The 19,947-nt window shown below is 54.6% G+C and carries 19 protein-coding genes; 12 read left to right on the top strand and 7 right to left on the bottom strand.

Features of this window, described 5'->3' with window-relative positions:
* Window position 1: 1 nt before the first annotated feature.
* From ACFFLD_RS04870 to ACFFLD_RS04860, 3 genes are read right to left on the bottom strand one after another with little or no spacing between them, the layout of a single operon-like run.
* Window positions 2–865, bottom strand: a complete 864-nt coding sequence (locus tag ACFFLD_RS04870; RefSeq protein ID WP_386037393.1) for a MurR/RpiR family transcriptional regulator — start codon at window positions 863–865, stop codon at window positions 2–4.
* Entirely contained in the window at window positions 855–2,621 is a 1,767-nt protein-coding gene (locus ACFFLD_RS04865) for an EAL domain-containing response regulator (protein WP_386037390.1), read from the bottom strand. The genes ACFFLD_RS04870 and ACFFLD_RS04865 overlap by 11 nt, the downstream gene beginning before the upstream one ends.
* Window positions 2,618–5,224, bottom strand: coding sequence for an ATP-binding protein (locus tag ACFFLD_RS04860; protein WP_386037387.1), 2,607 nt, complete (start codon window positions 5,222–5,224; stop codon window positions 2,618–2,620). Before ACFFLD_RS04860 ends, ACFFLD_RS04865 begins: the two co-directional genes overlap by 4 nt.
* A 411-nt stretch (window positions 5,225–5,635) precedes the next feature.
* Between ACFFLD_RS04860 and ACFFLD_RS04855 the strand changes: the two genes are divergently transcribed.
* From ACFFLD_RS04855 to lpxL, 12 genes are all read left to right on the top strand, one after another.
* A complete protein-coding gene (locus ACFFLD_RS04855; protein WP_386037384.1) occupies window positions 5,636–6,796 on the top strand; it encodes a GNAT family N-acetyltransferase in 1,161 nt (386 codons plus the stop codon).
* Between the two features lie 170 nt (window positions 6,797–6,966).
* A complete protein-coding gene (gene ftsB / locus ACFFLD_RS04850; protein ID WP_386037431.1) occupies window positions 6,967–7,305 on the top strand; it encodes a cell division protein FtsB in 339 nt (112 codons plus the stop codon).
* Window positions 7,302–8,000 carry a 2-C-methyl-D-erythritol 4-phosphate cytidylyltransferase gene (gene ispD, locus ACFFLD_RS04845; protein WP_386037381.1) on the top strand — a complete coding sequence of 233 codons (699 nt, stop codon included), beginning with the start codon at window positions 7,302–7,304 and terminating at the stop codon, window positions 7,998–8,000. Before ftsB ends, ispD begins: the two co-directional genes overlap by 4 nt.
* Before the next feature lie 16 nt (window positions 8,001–8,016).
* The gene (gene ispF / locus ACFFLD_RS04840) at window positions 8,017–8,505 is read left to right on the top strand and encodes a 2-C-methyl-D-erythritol 2,4-cyclodiphosphate synthase (RefSeq protein ID WP_386037378.1); all 489 of its coding nucleotides are present in this window, start codon (window positions 8,017–8,019) and stop codon (window positions 8,503–8,505) included.
* A complete protein-coding gene (truD, locus tag ACFFLD_RS04835; RefSeq protein WP_386037375.1) occupies window positions 8,498–9,529 on the top strand; it encodes a tRNA pseudouridine(13) synthase TruD in 1,032 nt (343 codons plus the stop codon). The genes ispF and truD overlap by 8 nt, the downstream gene beginning before the upstream one ends.
* Before the next feature lie 110 nt (window positions 9,530–9,639).
* A complete protein-coding gene (gene surE / locus ACFFLD_RS04830) occupies window positions 9,640–10,386 on the top strand; it encodes a 5'/3'-nucleotidase SurE (protein ID WP_386037372.1) in 747 nt (248 codons plus the stop codon).
* Complete coding sequence (locus tag ACFFLD_RS04825) at window positions 10,373–11,050, top strand: protein-L-isoaspartate(D-aspartate) O-methyltransferase (protein WP_386037369.1); 678 nt, start codon at window positions 10,373–10,375, stop codon at window positions 11,048–11,050. Before surE ends, ACFFLD_RS04825 begins: the two co-directional genes overlap by 14 nt.
* Window positions 11,047–12,006 (top strand): DUF368 domain-containing protein, encoded by a 960-nt coding sequence (locus tag ACFFLD_RS04820; protein ID WP_386037366.1) that lies wholly within the window; start codon window positions 11,047–11,049, stop codon window positions 12,004–12,006. Before ACFFLD_RS04825 ends, ACFFLD_RS04820 begins: the two co-directional genes overlap by 4 nt.
* A gap of 6 nt (window positions 12,007–12,012) precedes the next feature.
* Window positions 12,013–13,134: a peptidoglycan DD-metalloendopeptidase family protein gene (locus ACFFLD_RS04815; protein WP_386037363.1), complete on the top strand. Its 1,122-nt coding sequence runs from the start codon at window positions 12,013–12,015 to the stop codon at window positions 13,132–13,134.
* Window positions 13,135–13,299: 165 nt separating this feature from the next.
* Window positions 13,300–14,274, top strand: coding sequence for an RNA polymerase sigma factor RpoS (gene rpoS, locus ACFFLD_RS04810; protein WP_386037360.1), 975 nt, complete (start codon window positions 13,300–13,302; stop codon window positions 14,272–14,274).
* Between the two features lie 238 nt (window positions 14,275–14,512).
* Window positions 14,513–15,613 (top strand): alanine racemase, encoded by a 1,101-nt coding sequence (gene alr / locus ACFFLD_RS04805; RefSeq protein WP_386037357.1) that lies wholly within the window; start codon window positions 14,513–14,515, stop codon window positions 15,611–15,613.
* A gap of 12 nt (window positions 15,614–15,625) precedes the next feature.
* Complete coding sequence (gene lpxL, locus ACFFLD_RS04800; RefSeq protein ID WP_386037355.1) at window positions 15,626–16,540, top strand: LpxL/LpxP family Kdo(2)-lipid IV(A) lauroyl/palmitoleoyl acyltransferase; 915 nt, start codon at window positions 15,626–15,628, stop codon at window positions 16,538–16,540.
* Window positions 16,541–16,600: 60 nt separating this feature from the next.
* Here lpxL and speD read toward each other — a convergent pair whose 3' ends face one another.
* The 4 genes from speD to ACFFLD_RS04780 all read right to left on the bottom strand — a co-directional run bounded on the left by speD (window position 16,601) and on the right by ACFFLD_RS04780 (window position 19,928).
* Window positions 16,601–17,395, bottom strand: coding sequence for an adenosylmethionine decarboxylase (gene speD, locus ACFFLD_RS04795; protein ID WP_386037352.1), 795 nt, complete (start codon window positions 17,393–17,395; stop codon window positions 16,601–16,603).
* 262 nt (window positions 17,396–17,657) lie between these two features.
* Window positions 17,658–18,077, bottom strand: coding sequence for an OsmC family protein (locus tag ACFFLD_RS04790; protein WP_386037349.1), 420 nt, complete (start codon window positions 18,075–18,077; stop codon window positions 17,658–17,660).
* 92 nt (window positions 18,078–18,169) lie between these two features.
* Window positions 18,170–18,838, bottom strand: a complete 669-nt coding sequence (murU, locus tag ACFFLD_RS04785; protein WP_386037346.1) for an N-acetylmuramate alpha-1-phosphate uridylyltransferase MurU — start codon at window positions 18,836–18,838, stop codon at window positions 18,170–18,172.
* A 64-nt stretch (window positions 18,839–18,902) separates the two neighbouring features.
* A complete protein-coding gene (locus tag ACFFLD_RS04780) occupies window positions 18,903–19,928 on the bottom strand; it encodes an aminoglycoside phosphotransferase family protein (protein WP_386037343.1) in 1,026 nt (341 codons plus the stop codon).
* Window positions 19,929–19,947 lie beyond the last annotated feature (19 nt).

Raw genomic sequence — 19,947 nt, 5'->3', positions numbered from 1 at the left:
TTTACTTGGCGGGTTTTTCCACCGGGAAGCGGGTATCGCGCAAGCTGTCTTTGATTTTCTTGAGGTGAGGGAGAAAGTCTTCTCCGCGCCTCAAGGTAACACCCGTTGCCAGTGCATCAATCAGTGTTAATTGAATAACGCGCGAGGTCATCGGCATATAGTGGTCGGTGTCTTCGGGCGTGGCGACATCCAGCGTCGCGGTGCACTCGTTGGCTAAAGGGGAGTGCGGAGCGGTAATACCCAGGACAACGGCGCCGGCATCTCTCGCCAGGCGGGCAATATCCACCAATTCCCGCGTGCGGCCAGTGTAGGAAATAATGACGACGACATCGCCCGTGTGGCAGGCGGCTGCCACCATGCGCTGCATCAGCACATCGATGTAGGCCATTACCGGCAAGTTGAAGCGGAAAAATTTATGCTGCGCATCCTGCGCGACCGCGCCCGAGGCACCCAAGCCAAAAAAGTGAATCTGTTTGGCTTGGGTGAGATAGTCGACCATGCGCTCAATCGCGCTCATGTCGATGTCACGCTGGGCTTCATCAAGGGCGGCGATAGTGGCACCAAAAATTTTATGGGTATACTGCGTGGCCGAGTCGCCGGGCTCCACCGCGCGAGTCACATAAGGCGTTCCACCCGCTAAGCTCTGAGCTAGCTTAATTTTAAAGTCGGGATACCCCTTAGCACCAAAGTTACGGCAAAACCGGTTCACCGTGGGTTCGCTGACGCTGGCGGCTTGAGCCAGGCTTGCGATGCTAAGACTGGTGGCGACCGCAGGATCCTCAAGAATGACATTGGCTACTTTACGCTCTGAGCGATTGAGTTCTTCTAAACGTTCGCGTAAGCGGTCCAGTAAGTCATGAGCCATTGGCGATCTCCATGTGAGTAGGCGAAATATGCGGTTTCCAGTCGGCACACCATGCCACGAATTCGTCGGCAGGCAGAGGGCGTGCATACAAGTAACCTTGTGCCGCTTCACAACCGATAGCACTTAAATACGCCGCTTGTGAAATGTTTTCGATCCCTTCTGCCACGACATCACAGCCCACACTATGCGCGAGCTGGGTGATGGTATGGGCTAACTGACGGTCAACCTCGCTGGTTTCCAGGTCCATCACAAAGGCACGATCAATTTTGAGTGTCGAGAAGGGTAACGTTTTAATATATGCCAGCGACGATTGGCCCGTACCAAAATCGTCAATCGCGACAGCAATATTCATCTTGGCCAGCAGCGCAAGCTGCTCCTGGGCGTGATCCATATTGCTCATCAGACCTGATTCGGTCACTTCAAGCGCCAGGAAGCGTTCAGGAATGCCATGGTGGGCGAGGCGCGACAGTAAGTGCTGGGCAAAATCTTTGCGTGTCAGCTGCCGTGCGGCAACGTTAACAGCAATATGAAAGTCGTCACTCAGTAGTCCTTCGTGTCGCCACTGAATGATGTAGCGCATTGCTTCATCGAGTACCCAGTCGCCGATAGAGAGAATATCACCGCTGGCCTCCGCCAATGGAATAAACTCACCAGGAGAAATCAACCCGAATTCAGGATGATGCCAGCGCAGCAGCGCTTCGGCGCCCAAAATCTTATGGTCAACCAGTGATAGTTTGGGCTGGAAGGCGAGCGACATCTCGCCTCGCTCGGTGGCGCCGCGGATCGCCTGCTGTATATGCAGTCGATGCCGCTGCTTGGCTTCCAGCGCCGGCGTATAGCTCTGAACGGATGACGATCCTTGCGGTGGCAGTGCTAATGCCGCCATATGAACGAGCCGATCAGTCTCAAAATGGCCCTCTTCGCCACTGACCCCAATACGTGCGCTCAACGGGAGCAACAGATCACCCAATGCCTGGTCTTGTTCAAAGCATGTCAACAACCGGTGGGCCAACTGTAATAGTTTGCCAGGGTCGGCAGTGGGCGTGATGACCAGTAACTCACTCCCCCCCCATAAACCGAGCAGGCAGTCCGCGCTGAGCTGGTGGCGAAGCCTGTGGCTGATAGCGCGCAGCAACTGGTCGGCGATGCGATAGCCATGCAGGCGGACGACATCATCGAGTTTGTCGAGCGCGATAAACAGCAGTCCTGTGCCCGACGCTTGAAGAGCTGCCGCTTGTAGCGCCTGGCTCAGCCCTCGCCGGTTGGGTAGTTGGGTAATCGGGTCGGTGCGAGACTGACTGTCGAGCTCTTGGGTCCGTTTGGCAATTTCCAGTTCTAGCGTGTCGGCCTGTTTGTCACGAATCTGATAGCGATGCTCGATACTCAGCGTATTGCGTATACGTTGGAGCACTTCATTATGCTTAAAGGGCTTGGTAATGAAGTCGCGCACTCCCATCTCTAACGCACGTTGCCGGGTGGCATCATCAATTTGTGCGGTCAATACAATGATGGGAGGTGTTTGCTCAGCAAAGTGGGTACGGAGCTGTTCAATCACCGCGTAGCCATCTAAGTGAGGCATGCGAATATCCAGCAACAATAGATCTGGTAAATGTTGCTGACAGTAAGGAAGCACTTCTCGTGAGTCATTAATGCCGTGAATATTTTCAAAACCATACTCATCGAGGAGGTCGAGCATCAATTCGATATTAACCGTGTTGTCATCCACGATTAATACGTGCTTTTCGGTAAGGCTCATGGCTCCTTCCTTGGTAAGGGAGAGATAAACTGCGCAATCGTGGCGTGCAGCTTATCCAGCGCTAGCGGTTTGGTGAGATAAGCGTTAAAGCCAGCATCCAGGCCGCGTTTGACGTCGTTTGGCAGGGCATTCGCCGACAGGGCCACCACCGGTAAGGTTGCAAGCCGAGAGTCGCTGCGTATAACCTCCAGCGCCTGATAGCCGCTCATCCCCGGCAGGTGGACATCCATCAACACGAGAGCAGGGACGCGATGACGCATGATCTCCAACCCCGCTTCGGCACTGGGGGCTACCTGAACGTATAGCCCTTCCATGTCTTCAATAATATCTTTCATCAGGCGCTGGTTGGCAGGGTTGTCTTCAATGTAGAGCACCAGGTGGCCATCGACAGGTGAGGCGCGGCGAGAACCGAGCGGCACTCCCTTCTCGGCGGTAGCGTTTGTGTTGGCCACCGGCAGAGTAAACCAAAACGTGGCGCCGTGTCCGGGCTGGCTGTTAACCCCGATCTGTCCGTGCATGTGCTCTACTAGTTCCCGGGTAATCGCCAAGCCGATGCCGGTGCCCTCAATACTGCCGCCTTCTGCATCCAGGCGATTAAACGGTTCAAACAACTCATGCTGGCGCTCTGGAGCGATGCCGGGTCCGGTATCGGTAACACTGATACACACGTGGTTGCCTGAATGTGCCACCGTTATATCGATTTTTCCATTGTCGCTATTGTACTTAATCGCGTTTGAAAGCAGATTTAAAAGTACCTGCTTGGTACGCGTGTAATCTGCGCTGACTTGCCAATGTTCGCTAGGGGGGGTAACGCATAGTTGAATGCCTGCTGCTTCGGCAGTGGCCTCTAGCGTTGAACAGGCATCATCAAATACCTGTGCAAGAACAATCGGCTCAATGGAGAGCGACATTTGCCCCGCCTCGATTTTGGCTAAATCTAGCACTTCGTTGATTAGACTGAGCAAGTGGTGGCCGCTTTTCTCAATCTGAGCCACTTGGCGCTGCTGTTTTTCACCCAGCGTTTCTCGACGGCTGTTAGTTAAAAGCTGGGCAAACCCAATGATGGCATTAAGCGGTGTACGCAGTTCATGGCTCATCGAAGAAAGAAATTCACTTTTCGCTCGGCTAGCCGTTTCTGCCTGGTCACGGGCAGCCGCCAAGTCGCGGGTAACCTGCTCACGCTCCGCCATTTGGCTGTAAAGATTGATCAATAGCGAGCAGGTATCGGTGAACGGCTGGAGCCAATCCAGCAGCGCTTGATTCAGCGGCTGCTTACTATTGGCGATGGCATACATGCCGATAAGCCGTTCGCCACTAAAAATAGGCACGCCCAAGTAATTATGTAGAATGGGATGGCCCGGCGGAAAGCCCCCGCGGTTAATGTGGTTATAGACATCGTCCGTCATGATCACGTCGCCATGCACAAACCCCCTACCCAGTAGCGAATTGGGATTAGTAAGGGTCATGTCGCCGTTTCGCAGTCGTTCCATCAAGTGGCGAGACGCTTCGCTCCACGATAAATCGGTGATGGCATGGATTTTAAGCGCATTGGTGGTCTTGGTCGGAATCACTTCCCCGATCAGCGCATAGTCGCTGTCGGTGAGTTCACGAAGCGCCTCCATTAAAAATACCCACAGTCTTTTTCCTGACATCAACGCTTGGTAATCAGTAATGCCCTGGTGAAGCACCTTGAGCAGATTTTGCTCTTTCTGTATTCGCCGATTAGCGTTGTACACCTCAGTCAGATCCGTCAGTACCCCTAAGAATTCCACTACCTTACCGTAGTTATCATGAATCGCATTGACAGCAAGATGGACCGGAATATAACGGCCATCTTTATGAACGGCCTGCACTTCACGCCCGCGGCCGATGACGGTGGATTCGCCACCGGCAATATAGCGGGCAATAAACACGTCGTGTTGAGCACTAATCTCCGGTGGGGTAAGCACCGCGATATTTTTTCCAATCAGCTCGCTCTCTTCATAGCCCAGCAGCTTGAGCGCAAAAGGGTTGATGCCAATGATATGGCCGGCATGGTCAATGCGCACCTTGGCGGTTGCGCTTTTGGTAAACAGGGCTTCAAAGCGGCGCGCAGTGTTGGCTAGCTCTTGTTGTAACTTATGTTGGCGAAGTAATTCTTCTACCTGGCCCGCCAGGCTTCCCAGCAGTGCCATGTCGCGTTCGCTGAAGTCACGAGGCTGGCGACTGATCAAGCACAGCGAGCCAACCGCTATATTGTCCAAAGGCCGTATTGGATAACCTGCATAGGCGCGGATATAGGGATTGCCACTAACTAACGGGTTATCGATGAATCGCTGATCTTTCAAGGTATCTTGAATGACGAGGGGGGCATCATTGGCAACGGCATGCGCGCAGAAGGAGAAATCACGGTGTGTTTCGCATACTTCAAGTCCTGGATGCGATTTAAACCACTGGCGGTCTTTATCAATTAACGAAACCAAGGCAATTGGTACGTCAAATAGATCGCGGGCCAACTGTGTCATACGGTCAAATGCCTCTGCAGGAGGCGTATCGAGTATTTCTAGAGCATGCAAGGCCGCTAGGCGCTGTGTTTCATTCTGAGGTATATCTGGGGCTTGCATGACCATTCCGAAGAAAAAAGTTAACAAAACATAGTATAAGGACATTACACCGTTGGATAACTTAACTATCGGTCATTACTCGACAAGCTTTAACCGAGACCTAACAATTTCATTATCCAGCGCCGATAAGGAGGGTAAAGGAGTCGGCTGGGGGAGCGTTTGAAAGTCACTGATAAGATTACGCATCATAGCCTCTCCTTAAGCTAGCGTCCGGCGGGCGAAGGGGGAGCAGCGGGTTAGAGCGCCGTGCTTGCGGTAGGTAAATCTAAACGGTCAGTGTAAACAATTAGTGTAAAGTGATGCAGACCCTGTTCATTGTGGGCTCATCACACGCTTTATAGCGCTACGTTAATGTTCTAGTTCTATTTGCTCTGTCCGATCTTTCTAGCCTTGCATTCTCTGGGAGGTGCTATGCCGTTACAGCCATTGTCGATCACTATCTTGCCCACCATAGGCGCCGTGACGGCCAGCCAGTGGGATGCGCTGGTCGACAAGGATCAGCCCTTTTTGCGACATGCCTTTTTGCACGCGCTGGAGGCCAGTGGTGCTGTCAGCATGGCGACTGGTTGGGAGCCCTGCCACCTTAGCGTATGGCAAGACGAGCAATTAGTCGCGGCCATGCCGATGTACCGTAAGCACCACTCGTATGGTGAATATGTTTTTGATTGGGCATGGGCGGAAGCCTTGGAGCGGGCCGGTGGCGACTATTACCCCAAAGCCCTAAGCGCGGTGCCTTTTACGCCGGTGCCGGGTAGCCGCACGCTGATAGCAAAACAAGCTGATTCAGACAAAGTGCGAGCCCTGCTGGCCGATGCCTGGCGCGAGCACTGCGAAAGCCAAGCGCTTTCAAGCTGGCACCTGTTATTTGCCGACGAGGCTGAGATTACCGCATGGCAGGCCCAGTGCCCTGAACTGATTAGCCGTGAAGGGGTTCAGTTTCAGTGGCGAGATAGCGGTTTCAATGATTTTGATGGCTTTCTGGCCAGCCTTACCTCCAAGCGGCGCAAGATGATTAAGCGTGAGCGGCGTTTGGTAGCTGAACAGGGCTTAACCGTGACGCGCCTGGAAGGTAGTGACATTACCCCAGCCGCTATCGCCCATTTTTATCGCTGCTACGCCATTACTTACCATGAGCGTGGTCGTCCGCCTTATTTGAACCATGATTTTTTTGAGCGCTTGCGCCAAACCATGCCGGAGGCGCTGGTGCTGGTGCAGGCCTATGTAGAGGATCGCCCTGTGGCAGCGGCACTCTATTTTCGCGGCAGTAGTACGCTCTATGGACGCTACTGGGGAAGTGAGGTGGAGGCCGATTGTCTGCATTTTGAGGCGTGTTATTACCAAGGTATTGAATATTGTCTGCAGCGTGGCTTAACGCTGTTTGATCCCGGTACTCAGGGCGAGCATAAGTTGGTACGTGGGTTCGCCCCTCAGCGAGTGCGCTCGTTGCATTATATTCGTCATCCTGGGCTGGCGGCCGGTGTCGCTCAGTTTTGCCACGAGGAAGGAGAGCACGTGAGTGCGTACCGCGAGGCAGCTCATCAGGCGTTACCTTTCAAGCTTTCTTTTAAATGATGCACGGCTCGCTGGTGTCGCGCCTTAATGGCATAATGCGCGCCAACGACAGGCGCCTATGCAAAACAATCCTGAGTGAAAAGGTTTTATTTACGCCAGCCCGGTCGACAGGTGATGACATGTCTGTTGTGAAAGACAGGCGGTAGGCGACAGATGACGGGAAAGCAATGATGCGCAAATGGCTAGTGATAACATTGCTCGCGGTGTTGGCTTTGCTTCAATACACGCTATGGATGGGTAACGGCGGCTGGGGGGATTTGCAGCGTGTCCAGCAGCGCGTGGCAATTCAAGAAGCGGCCAATGGCCCTATGCGCGAGCGCAATGCGCGGCTAGCCGCTGAAGTGACGGACTTAAAAACCGGTCTAGATGCGATTGAAGAGCGTGCGCGCAGTGATATGGGGATGGTGCGCACAGATGAGCAGTTTTTCTGGGTGCCGGGAGTGGCGATCGTGGATGAGCTGGAAGGCATTAATGCGGGGCTAGCCACTCCTCAGGGGCCGCGTCAATGAGCCAAACGTGGCTAGTCGTACCTGCAGCAGGTCAAGGCCGCCGGATGGGCGCCGATAAGCCTAAACAATACCTCACCCTGGCTGATGGGCAGCCGATATTGGCGCATACGCTGGCGAGGCTGCATAAAGCGTTTCCCGACGCGCATTTAATGCTTTGTTTAGATGCAGATGACCACTGGTTTTCCCCGCGCTGGGTGCCCTTTACGCATTGGCAGCGAGTGCCCGGTGGCCGCGAGCGAATGGACAGTGTCCTGAATGCCCTGCAGGCCATGGCGGCCGAGAGTGACGATGTGGTCATGGTGCATGATGTGGCAAGGCCCTGTATCACCTTGAGTGATTTACAGGCCCTCTATCAAGCCACTACGCAGAACCCCGCAGGCGCGCTGTTAGCCATGCCGGTTGCCGATACCATGAAGCGTGCCGATGACCATGGTAAGAGTACCCGCACTGAGTCGCGGGAGGGGTTATGGCATGCGTTAACCCCGCAAGGTTTTCGCTATGCATTGCTACGCCGCGCGCTAGAAACTGCCCGCCAGAAACAAGTAATGGTGACGGATGAAGCATCGGCCATTGAAGCACTGGGTGAGCGCCCACAGTTGGTGAGCGGTCGCCGCGATAACCTGAAAATTACCCACCCGGATGACCTGCCGTTAGCGCTGGCGATTATGACCGCACAAGCGGCTGACAGGGCCTAATTATTAGGAGTGAATAATGCGTATTGGTCACGGATTCGATGTACACCGCTTTGGCCCTGGCGATCACCTGATGATCGGTGGGGTTAAGGTGCCGTTTGAACACGGTTTTGTGGCCCATTCCGACGGCGATGTTCTGTTGCATGCGGTGAGTGATGCCGTGTTAGGCGCCTGTGCTCTAGGCGATATTGGACGCCACTTTCCCGACACTGATGCGACCTGGGCGGGCGCTGATAGTCGCCACCTATTACGCCATGTGGTTGAGCTGGTGCGTGAGCAAGGCTATGGCGTCATTAACCTCGACGCCACTCTCATGGCCCAGGCGCCTAAAATGGCCCCTCATATAGAAGCGATGCGAGCCGTTATTGCCGCCGACTTAGGCATTGAGCTTGGTCAGGTTAATGTCAAAGCCACCACGACCGAAAGGCTTGGCTTTACCGGGCGCGGTGAAGGCATTGCCGCTGAAGCCGTTGTACTGCTTGAGCGTGTAGAGACACGTAATGATTAATATACCTGAGTGGCAGCGCTGCTTAGACGCTCAGTTTGGCGCTCTTAAATCAGGCCAGTACCGTGCTCAGCCGGAAGATTTTTGGGTTGATGAACAGCTCGATTTTGTTCCCGAGGCTTATGGAGAACACCTATGGCTGCGTGTTGAAAAGCGCAACCAAACCACGTTAGATATGGTGAGAGTCGTCAGTCAGCTTTGCGGTGTGGCGCCTCGTGATATTGGTTACTCTGGTATGAAAGACCGTATTGCTGTTACTCGCCAATGGCTAAGTGTTCATTTGCCGGGGCGAGACGCCCCGCCGGATCTGGCGCAATTGCTTAACGCCAAGGGAATCTTTGTCGTCGAACAGGCTCGTCACCCGCGCAAACTGAAACGTGGTGTGCATCGTACCAATCGATTTGTACTGCGCCTGAGCGGTGAAGCGATTGATGACAGTGATTTTGTCGGCCGCTGGGAGGCGCTTTGCCAACATGGCGTGCCCAATTATTTCGGCCCTCAGCGCTTTGGTCATGACGGACGTAATTTGCAACGCGCAGAGGCATTGCTTAACCGAGGTTGGCGTAAGCGTGACGATCGACAAGGTATGATGCTTTCCACGGCGCGCAGTTTTCTGTTTAACGAATTACTGAGTGAGCGGGTGGCAGAGGGGACGTGGACACAGCCGCTGGCGGGCGATACGGTCATGCTTGATGGCACCCAAAGCGTGTTTAGCATCGATGTTGCCGATGCAACGTTAGCGGCCCGTGCCGCCGAGCTGGATATACATCCCACTGGGGTGATGTGGGGCGTGGGAGAGCAAGCCAAGCACGAGGCAGGCGCCTACGAAGCACGTGTGCAGCAGCGCTATCCTGACTTATGCAATGGCTTGGAGCGCAGTGGCGTCAAGCAAGCCAGGCGCGCACTACGAATGCGGCTGCAAGAGCCACAGCTTGAGTGGGACGCAAAGGCCGCACAGCTCTCGTTTGTGTTGCCGCGGGGAAGTTTTGCTACCGCCGTGTTAAGTGAGCTGATGGTGATGCATTAATAGCCGTAAGCTGACTCACCCGTCAGCACGGTGATAAATAGGCAGAAAGGATAGTAAAAGTGATGGATTTAAGCCGCTGCCTTTAGCGCTTATGATCAAGGAGAACCACGATGAGGCGATTACTGCTTTCCAATGATGACGGTGTGCATGCGCCTGGGTTACGCGCCCTACACGACGCATTGCTAGCGCATGCCAATATTCGCGTAGTGGCGCCTGATCGTGATCGTAGTGGCGCCAGTAATTCGCTGACGTTATCACGACCGCTTTCGTTAACGCCCCTTGATAACGGTTTCTATAGCGTCGATGGCACTCCTGCGGACTGCGTCTATTTAGGTGTTAACGGCGTATGGGACGAGAAACCGGATTTGGTGATTTCAGGCATCAATCACGGCAGTAATCTGGGTGACGATGTGCTCTACTCGGGCACCGTGGCGGCGGCGATGGAGGGGCGTAACCTGGGCATGACAGCGATCGCCATGTCGCTGTGTGGCGAGCGTCACTTTGACACCGCGGCACGCGTTGCAGCGACGTTGATTGGCGCTGCTGACCAGCTGTCGTTGCCACCGCGAACATTGCTTAACGTCAATGTGCCCGATGTGCCTTGGGAAGAGATCAAAGGCGTGAAAGTGACCCGCCTGGGATATCGCGGGCCGGCTGAACAACCTTTGCCGGTGCAAGACCCGCGAGGCCGGACGCGTTACTGGATTGCACCTGTTGCCGCCAATGCTGACGATGGCGAAGACACTGATTTTGCCGCCGTCGAGGCGGGCTTTGTGTCGATAACACCGTTACAAACGGATTTAACGCGACACCCCGCGCTTAACGATGTGCAGGAATGGTTGGATGTTTTTGCCTGATATCTCCCCATGTGAACTACGTGGCAGAGGCATGACCTCCCAGCGCACCCGGGACCGGATGGTTGAACGGCTCCAGCGACAAGGCATTCATGATGCCCGCGTGCTGGAGGTGATGGCTAACGAACCACGTCATCTGTTCGTCGATGAGGCGCTGGCCCATCGCGCGTATGAAGATACCGCGCTTCCCATCGGATTCGGCCAAACGTTATCGCAGCCGTTAATCGTGGCGCGCATGACGGAACTGGTGCTGCGCGCCGCGCCGCGCCGTGTGCTGGAGCTGGGAACCGGCTCCGGCTATCAAACATTACTGCTCTCAAGGTTGGTGGAGCAGCTGTACTCCATTGAACGCATTAGTGCGCTGCATGAACGAGCGGCTGAGCGTTTAAGGCGCCTAGCGGCACCTGTATCGCTGGCGGTCGCTGATGGCGGGCATGGATGGCCAGAAGTGGCGCCGTTTGACGTTATTTTATTGACCGCCTGCGCCCAAACGCTGCCCACACCGCTTTTAGAGCAATTGAGTCATGACGGGGTATTGATCGCCCCGCTGGAAGAGCCCGATGGCAGCCAATGGCTTACCCAGATAAAGCGCATCGGGAGTGCCTTTGAAAAGCGCCGGCTTGAACCCGTGCGTTTTGTACCTTTACTACAAGGAGTAGTGGATTGAAGCGGCGACCCTTGGGGATTTTTTTACGAGGCGCAGGGATGGGCGCCGCCGACGCGGTACCCGGCGTGTCGGGAGGAACGATTGCGTTTATTAGCGGTATTTATGAAGAGCTGATTAACACCATTAAACAGTTTGGACCCAGTGCCATTGGTGCATGGCGTCAAGGCGGCTTGCGTGGGCTTAGCCTGCATTTGAATCTGGCTTTTCTCGTGCCGTTATTGGCGGGGGTGGGAATTAGTCTGTTCAGCGTCGCCCATTTGGCGCTTTGGTTAATGGAAACCCACCCTTTGTTGTTGGATGGATTTTTCTTTGGCTTGGTAGCGGCTTCTGCTCTCGTCGTTGGGCAAGCAAGTCAGGGATGGAAGATTTGGTATTTGCTGCCGCTGTTGTTTGGTTTGTTGTTGGCGCAATCGTTGCCTGGCATGATGCCGCTGGTACTGTTGCTTGGCAACGAAGCGCTGGTGGTCATGGTGGCTGGTTGTATTGCAATTAGTGCCATGTTGCTTCCAGGCGTATCAGGCAGCTTTTTGTTGCTGACAATGGGGCTCTACGGCACCATTATGGGAGCGATTCGAAGCCTTGATCTAGGCATTATTGTGCTTTTTGGCATGGGCTGTGTGGTTGGCTTGGCGCTATTTTCACGCCTGTTGTCCTGGCTTTTAAGGCGTCATCACACCGCAACGATGCAGCTGTTACTGGGGTTCATTGTCGGCTCGTTACCGGTTCTCTGGCCATGGCGCGAACTGTTACGCTATCAAATGGGTCCGGAAGGACAGTTGATTCCGCTTGATCACCGTTATTTGCTCCCTGCTGATTATGCCGCATTAACCGGCGACTCAGCACAAGTGGCAGGCGTTCTCGCGCTAATGGCCTTTGGGGCGCTCATTGTTGTGCTACTCAATCGGCACGCTGATCGTCGCCCAATCGATACCAAGCTTGGCGCTGGAAAGGAGTAAGTTTGTATGCGTAAAGGTTATATACCGAAAGTAATGATGATGTCGGCGTTGGTATTAGCCGTTGCAGGTTGTGCCAGCCAACAAGGCGGAAGCCCCCAGGTACGTGATATAAGCCAAGCGCGCCAGGCAGTCGAAAACTCGCCACAATATACCGTCAAGGCGGGGGATACCTTGTATGGTATCGCGTGGCAGCACAATTTGGATTATCGCCAACTGGCAGCCATCAACAATATTGAGGCGCCTTATCAGATTCGCCCAGGGCAAACGATTGCCCTGCGTGCGGGGGCGGGCGCTTCATCGGCCTCGATTGCCAATCGTGAACCCACCTCGGATAGCGCCCGTGGCGGTGCGGTAGCTACCGGACTGAATCCACAGACGGCCTCGGTCGCGAGTAATGATCAAGAGCTGGATTGGCTGCTCCCCGATGAGTCGGCGATTCAGCGTAACCAGCGCCTGACGGCTGAGCGCAACGCCGCTGATGCAGGTGCGCAAGACACTGATGCGTCAGGCTCAGCGCCAGCGTCTGTCACTGCAGCAGAACAATCCTCGTCATCAGGGCCCAGCGCTACAGAGCCCAACGCTACTGAGCCTGCTGTGGTAGCGGCCGCCGAACCAGCGCCAGCCCAGCAGGCGACGCCGGAGCCATCAGCGCCCGCGCCTGAACCAACGCCTGAGCCGCAGGCTCAGCCTGATGCGGCACCTGCGGCTCAAACCGCCAGTGTAGACCGCGCTTCGCGTACCTATACGCCTGCCGATACCATTGCTTGGCAGTGGCCGGCCGAGGGTGCTGTGGTAGGCGCGTTTGGTCAGGGCGACAGTATTACCGCCGGGATTGATATCAGTGGTAAAAAGGGGCAACCTGTAAAAGCGGCTGGTCCGGGTATTGTGGTGTACGCGGGCAGTGGCGTAAGGGGTTACGGCAACCTCATCCTTCTCAAGCACAACGACCAATTCCTGAGTGCATATGCACATAACGATAGCTTGCGAGTCAGTGAAAATGACGTCGTAGAAGCTGGCGAAGTCATTGCCTCAATGGGGGATAGCGATGCCGAGAACGTCAGATTACATTTTGAGGTTCGCCGAGACGGCCAGCCTCAGGATCCGTTAGATTTTCTGCCTTCTCGCTAATGCGATTAACGGTTGTGTAAGGAACCAGCGTTTAACTAGGAAGTTGCCCGAATTGCTGCATTCGAGCGTCATAAAACAATGGTCACATAATAATATGGTGTGCGCCCAAGAGCGCACCCCTTTGACTTTCTAAATGGCGGATAGGCGACAAACGGGGGTAAGGCCATGAGTATGTTGGAGAAAGATTTACAGGAAGTTGACCTGGATGCTGCTGAGGAAGCGCTTGATAATACCGATGATGAGGAAACGGTAGAAGAAGATGCTTTTGAGAAGGCGCTAGGGCGTGAGGATCGGCAATCGACCCAAAGCTTGGATGCAACGCAAATTTATCTCAACGAAATCGGTTTTTCACCTCTCTTAACACCTGAAGAGGAAGTGTACTACGGTCGTTTAGCGCGCAAGGGGGATCCCTTGGGCCGTTCGCGGATGATTGAGTCCAACTTGCGGCTGGTAGTGAAAATTGCCCGGCGTTATCTGAACCGCGGCTTAACGCTGCTGGATTTGATCGAAGAGGGCAATTTAGGCTTGATCCGCGCCGTTGAGAAATTTGATCCCGAGCGCGGTTTTCGGTTTTCGACGTATGCTACCTGGTGGATTCGCCAAACTATCGAACGGGCGTTGATGAACCAGACACGCACCATTCGCTTGCCTATCCATGTGGTCAAAGAGCTGAATATCTATCTGCGTGCGGCGCGTGAATTGACGCAGAAGTTTGATCATGAAGCCACCGCCGAAGAGATCGCCGATCACCTGGACAAGCCGGTTGAAGTGGTCAAGAAAATGCTGGGCCTTAATGAGCGTGTATCGTCGGTCGACTACCCCATGGGTGGCGAGAGCGACAAGCCCCTTATCGACACGTTAACGGACGATGAGGTGCAGGGGCCTGAAGCGTGTCTGGTGGATGGCGATGTTAAAGAGCATGTGGATCTTTGGCTGGATGAACTTAGTGAAAAGCAGCGAGAAGTGGTGGTGCGCCGCTTTGGCTTACGGGGACATGAGTCGGCAACCCTTGAAGAAGTAGGCGCCGAGATTGGTCTAACCCGAGAGCGAGTGCGTCAGATTCAGGTCGAAGCACTCAAGAAGCTGCGCCGCTCGTTAGAAAAGCAAGGGTTATCGCTGGAAGCGCTATTTGAAACCTAGGCAAACTGTTTATTCGGCCGCTGAGTAGCGGTTTAGCCGTCAGCTCAATTTACAACGGCTAGGCAGCGTCGCTGAAGGTGTTTAGCGGTACTGGGCAAGCAAGCATGTGTTCCCCCTCAAAGCCGAGCGAGTGCCATTGCGCACTTACTCGGCTTTTTTATGATTTAGCGCTTCATAACGTTGTTTATGTTTAGAATTATTGCAGAATCTTCTATTTCAGGATCAGGTGGAAAAGCTTATGCGCCCCCTAGTGGCCGAGATTGACCTGGACGCGTTGCGCCATAATTATCAATTAGCGTGCCGCTGTGCACCTCAAAGCCATTCAGTGGCTGTGATTAAAGCCAATGCTTATGGTCATGGTGCGCTTGAATGCGCGCAGGCGCTGGAAAGCCAAGCGCCTGCGTTTGCTGTTGCCAGCATTGAAGAGGCCATGTTACTGCGTCACGGAGGCATCACACGGCCCATCGTTCTGCTGGAAGGTATTTTTAGCATTGATGAAATGGCGCTGGTTGATGCCCATGGCTTGTGGATCTGTGTGCATAGCCAGTGGCAGGTCGATGCGCTGTTGGCCGCGACGCCTCGACATCCTATACCGGTATGGTTAAAAGTCGACTCGGGCATGCATCGACTGGGGTTCTCTGTTGATGAGGTCGCTGGCCTGTGGCAACGGCTTAGCGCGGCCCCAAGTGTGGCCTCACTGCATTTAATGAGTCACTTTGCCAGCGCGGATAGTCAAGATAATGGTTATTTCAATCAGCAAATGGCGCTGCTTCAAGGGCTGGCGAGCCAGCTGGACGCGCCGCTCTGCCTGGCCAATTCGCCCGCCACGTTGGCCTGGCCAGTGGCTCACGGCGATTGGAATCGACCCGGGGTGATGCTTTACGGCAGTGATCCTTTGCAAACCGCTAATGACATAACCCGCCAACTGCAGCCGGTAATGACCCTACGCTCGGAAATTATTGCCCTGCGGGAGCTGGAGGCGGGGGAGCCGGTGGGGTATGGCGGGCGATGGCGAGCACCACGTCGCTCACGAATTGCTGTGGTCGCCTGTGGTTATGGCGATGGTTATGACCGCCATGCCCGAGACGGCACCCCGGTACTGGTCAATGGCAAGCGCTGCGCCCTTGCTGGCAAGGTGTCCATGGATATGATGACCGTTGACGTGACGGACGTGCCTGAGGCCGTTATTGGCAGCGACGTCGTACTGTGGGGAAGAGCGAGCAACGGTGAGATGTTATCGGTAGATGAGGTGGCCCGTTACTGCGATACGATCAGCTATACGCTGCTCACGGGGGTACTGCCGCGGGCGCCACGGCGTTATCATACGCGTTCTGCTTAAACGGTTGTTGCTATGTCATCATCACCTTATCCCCGCTCATTCGCCCACCCCCGGTATTGGTCCACGTGGCTGGCGATTGGTGCTATGTATGTGGCTGCCTGGTTACCTTGGCGATTAAAAATGGTCGTTGGTAAGTTGCTTGGATTACTCGCCTGGCGGTTTGCTAAGCGACGGCGGCATATTACCGAAACCAACCTGGCGATCTGTTTTCCTGAAAAAAATGCTACTCAGCAGCGCCAGTTGGTGAAAGATACCTTTATTGCTAATGGCATTGGGCTGGTAGAAACCGCAACCGGCTGGTGCCGAAATGCACAAGCGTTACGCCACCGGGTAGCTTACAGCGGCCAGGAGCATCTGGCCCATGCCAAGGCGCAGGGCAAGGGAGTGCTGGTCATCGGCATTCATTTTTCGACCCTGGACCTGGGCGGTGCATTACATTCGCTGTTCTTTCCTGCCGATGTCGTCTATCGCCCGCACAATAACCCGCTGTTTGAGCGTTTCATGACCCGTGCCCGCTCGCGCATTTTTGGTCAGGCGATTGATCGTCATGACCTGCGGGGCGTTGTGCGCCGAATCAAGGCCGGGCACATTGTGTGGTACTCGCCGGACCAGGATTTTGGCCGCGATGTCAGCGTGTTTGCGCCCCTGTTTGGCCAGCAGGCCGCTACGATTCGTTTAACCGCCAAGATTGCCCGGATGACCGGCGCACCGGTCGTGCCGCTGATGTTTCACCGCAACCCAGATAACCGCACCTATACCATCGAATGCCTGCCCGCGTTTGAAGACTTTCCCAGCGGCGATGAAGTTGCCGATGCCACCCGCGTTAACCAGTTTATTGAAACTGCTATTCGTAAGCACCCTGAGCAATACTTATGGTTGCATCGGCGTTTTAAAACCCGTCCTGAGGGCGAAGCAGGTATTTACTAAACCGCTATCATCGAAAAAAAAGCCAGCGTTAGCTGGCTTTTTGGCGTTCCGAGGCGGGGGTTAATCCAGATTGCGGGAGTAGAAAATTTCCAGCATCTCTTTGCGCAGGCGGTTCTCAATCTCACGCGCTTCTTCAAAGGTAATATCGCGACGCGAAGTGCCAAATAGGTAGTTATCCAGCTCGAAGTCTTTGAGCAACATCTTGGTATGGAACATATTTTCCTGATACACGTTTACGTCCATCATCTGATACGCATGTTTGGTATCTTCAGCAAGGTAGTCTTGGATGGAGGTAATACCGTGATCGATAAATAGTTTTTTACCATCGACATCACGTGTAAAGCCGCGCACTCGATAATCCATGGTAACGATATCAGAGTCGAAGCTATGGATAAGATAGTTCAACGCTTTGAGTGGGCTGATATGGCCACAGGTTGAGACATCAATATCCAGGCGGAACGTACTGATACCGTTGTCAGGGTGGGACTCTGGATAGCTATGCACCGTTACATGGCTTTTATCCAAGTGGCCAACCACTGTTTCGGGCAGCGGACCAGGGCCAGGCTTGATTTGCTCAGGCGCGGCGTCGTCCAGCTCATGCTCGGCAATCAAAATCGTCACACTCGCGCCGTGGGGCTCGTAATCCTGCCGGGCGATATTCAGCACGTGGGCGCCGATGATATTCGTGACGTCTTTGAGGATTTGCGTCAAACGTTCGGCATTGTATAGCTCATCGATATAATCGATGTAGGCCGCACGCTGCTCTTCGGTTTTGGCGTAACAAATGTCGTAAATGTTGAAGCTCAGTGAGCTGGTCAGGTTATTAAACCCGTGGAGTCGGAGATTGTCTGTCACGTCCGAACCTCCCTGTGGCAGATGAAGACACCCCGACGAGCCTGCGCCGGAACCGAGAAAACACTATCACTATCGTGGCGGCGTGAGCCTGCTAGGCAAGCCAACAGTGTCGCCACGAGATGGTTACAGGTGAAACAAGCGAGCATATTATGCCCATCCAGACGGTGCGTTGCATCCGGCTGAGCCACTTTTTTTGTCTTATCCAATAGCAGTGCGGCACTATTCGATGCGTATGCCGAGGGCTGATAGTGTGCGATGTGGCTCACGCCTCCTTAATCTCAAAAGAGTGAGTGATGTTAACCCCTCCTTTGACGAGCATGATCGAGGCGCTGCAGTATTTTTCAGCGGAGAGCTCAACGGCTCGCTGTACTTGCTTCTCTTTCAGAGCGCGTCCAGTGACGATGAAATGAACATGGATGCTGGTAAATACGGCAGGCACTTCATCAGCCCGCTCGGCATCCACTTCCGCCACACAGTCAGTCACCTCGGCGCGCGCTTTATCGAGAATATTCAAGATATCAAACGCGGTGCAGCTACCCATGCCCATCAATAGCATTTCCATGGGGCGAGGTCCGGTATTCCGGCCACCGTGGTCGGGCGGGCCGTCAATCACGACGCTGTGTCCGCTACCGGATTCCGCCACAAATTGGCGGCCTTCTGTCCATTGTACCCGTGCTTTCACGCTGCTCTCCTCATCTGGGCGACGAAAGGTAAGTCGCGCAGCATACCATTTCTTGGCCTGTACGCCTCGTATTACGAGCGCCAATGCATAAGCTAGCGCCTGTCATTCTGTAGCTGGAAATCGAGTTCGCAAAGCCGTTCGGGCGTACCTACATCAACCCATCTTCCGCGATAGTGCTCGCCGCTCACCCGCTGGTGATCAATCGCATTTCTAAGCAGCGGCGCCAAAGCAAAGGCGCGTTGAGGGTGGCCTGACACTAGGTCAGGGTGAATCACGGCAATTCCGGCGTAGGTGAAGCGCTGGGCGCTGGTTTGAGTAACGCGCCCGGCCGATAGCCCAAAATCGCCACTCGCATGATGCGAGGGGTTATCCACCAGGATTAAATGTGCCAAATCATCGTGGCTGAGCGCTTGTGGGTTGGGCAGTGCGTCGCACCACACGTCGCCATTAACGAGTAAAAAGGGCGCTTCACCCAGTAGAGGCAAAGCTTGCCGTATGCCACCACCGGTTTCCAGTGGCACGCTTTCCTGGCTCCAGTAAATGCGCAGCCCATAGGTCGTTCCATCGCCCAAGGCCTGCATGATTTGCTTAGCACGGTAGCTTACGTTGATGACGACCTCATCAAACCCCGCCTCGCGAAGGCGCTCCAGGTGATGCACAATAAGCGGCTTACCAGCGACAGGTAGCAGTGGCTTGGGACAGTGGTCGGTGAGTGGGCGCATTCGCTTACCAAGGCCGGCGGCTAGAATCATCGCTTTCATGGCACGATTGCTTCCATGTTTATTAAGGGCACGGTTATTAAAGACATGGTTGTTAAGGACATGGTCATTGAAGAGTGTCCGTTAATTGTTTCATAAGATGGGGTCGGAAGGTCTGTTTGAGCCACTGTGCAAACTCGGCCGACGCTGAGTCGGGCTGCGAGGACAGTGCTAAAAGACTGTCTTCCAGATGGTCCAGAAAATGTGGCAGGCGCTCAAGGTAGCCGTGCTTTTGGTCTCGCAGCGTTAACCGGCAGAAAATTCCCAGGACTTTTATTGAGCGCTGAGCGGCCATAGCGTGGCACTGGGTGAGGAACGTCGCAAAGTCGACACCGGTGGATAGCCGCCCGTCGCGCCGTGCCTGAAGGTAGAAGTCGTTTACGAAAGTGGCAAACTGCTCACTGGTAAAACGGCAGTAGCGTCCTCGTAAAAGCGAAATAAGGTCGTAGCTGATGGGGCCGGCAACGGCGTCTTGAAAGTCGATCATATAAAGGCGTTGATCGTGCAGCATTAGGTTCATTGCATCAAAATCACGATGTACGCTAACCACTGGCTGAGCCAGTGCCTGTTGAATGAGGTAGTCACGCAAGGGCTGCCAGCTTTGGGGAGGGGCCAGCGTTAACCATGCGTCAAGGCACCACTCCGGAAACAGATCAAGTTCACGGCCGAGCAGGGCTGCATCGTAAGCGGGCAGCGACTCAGGGCCAGCGCGATTTTGTAGCTCAGCGATCAGCGCGAGCGCCTGCTGATGGTACGCTTGTGTCGTTGCTTGATCGCTAAACAGGCACTGTAGCGGCGTGTTGCCCAAATCATCGAGCAGCAGAAAGCCGTCTGCTAACTGGCTGGCGAGCACTCTGGGTACCGGCAGTCCGGCGTTATGCCAACGTTTGGCAATGGTGACAAAAGGTTGGGAGTCCTCTTGTTGGGGAGGAGCGTCCATGATGACCTGAGTGCGGCCGTCGGGTAGTGTGAGGCGAAAATAGCGTCGAAAACTCGCATCGCCCACGGCGGATGAGAGTGAAATATCGGCTATCGAAAGGCCGTTTTGTTGTGCAGCCCACATGGTGAGGGCGTTAAACCGATGAGAGGACATGCAAGCTCCTTGCTGGTCG

The organism is Vreelandella sulfidaeris (genome assembly GCF_042429665.1).
GTDB lineage: Bacteria > Pseudomonadota > Gammaproteobacteria > Pseudomonadales > Halomonadaceae > Vreelandella.
The sequence above is the reverse complement of the archived record's forward strand: the minus strand, read 5'-3'. Positions and strand labels throughout refer to the sequence as shown.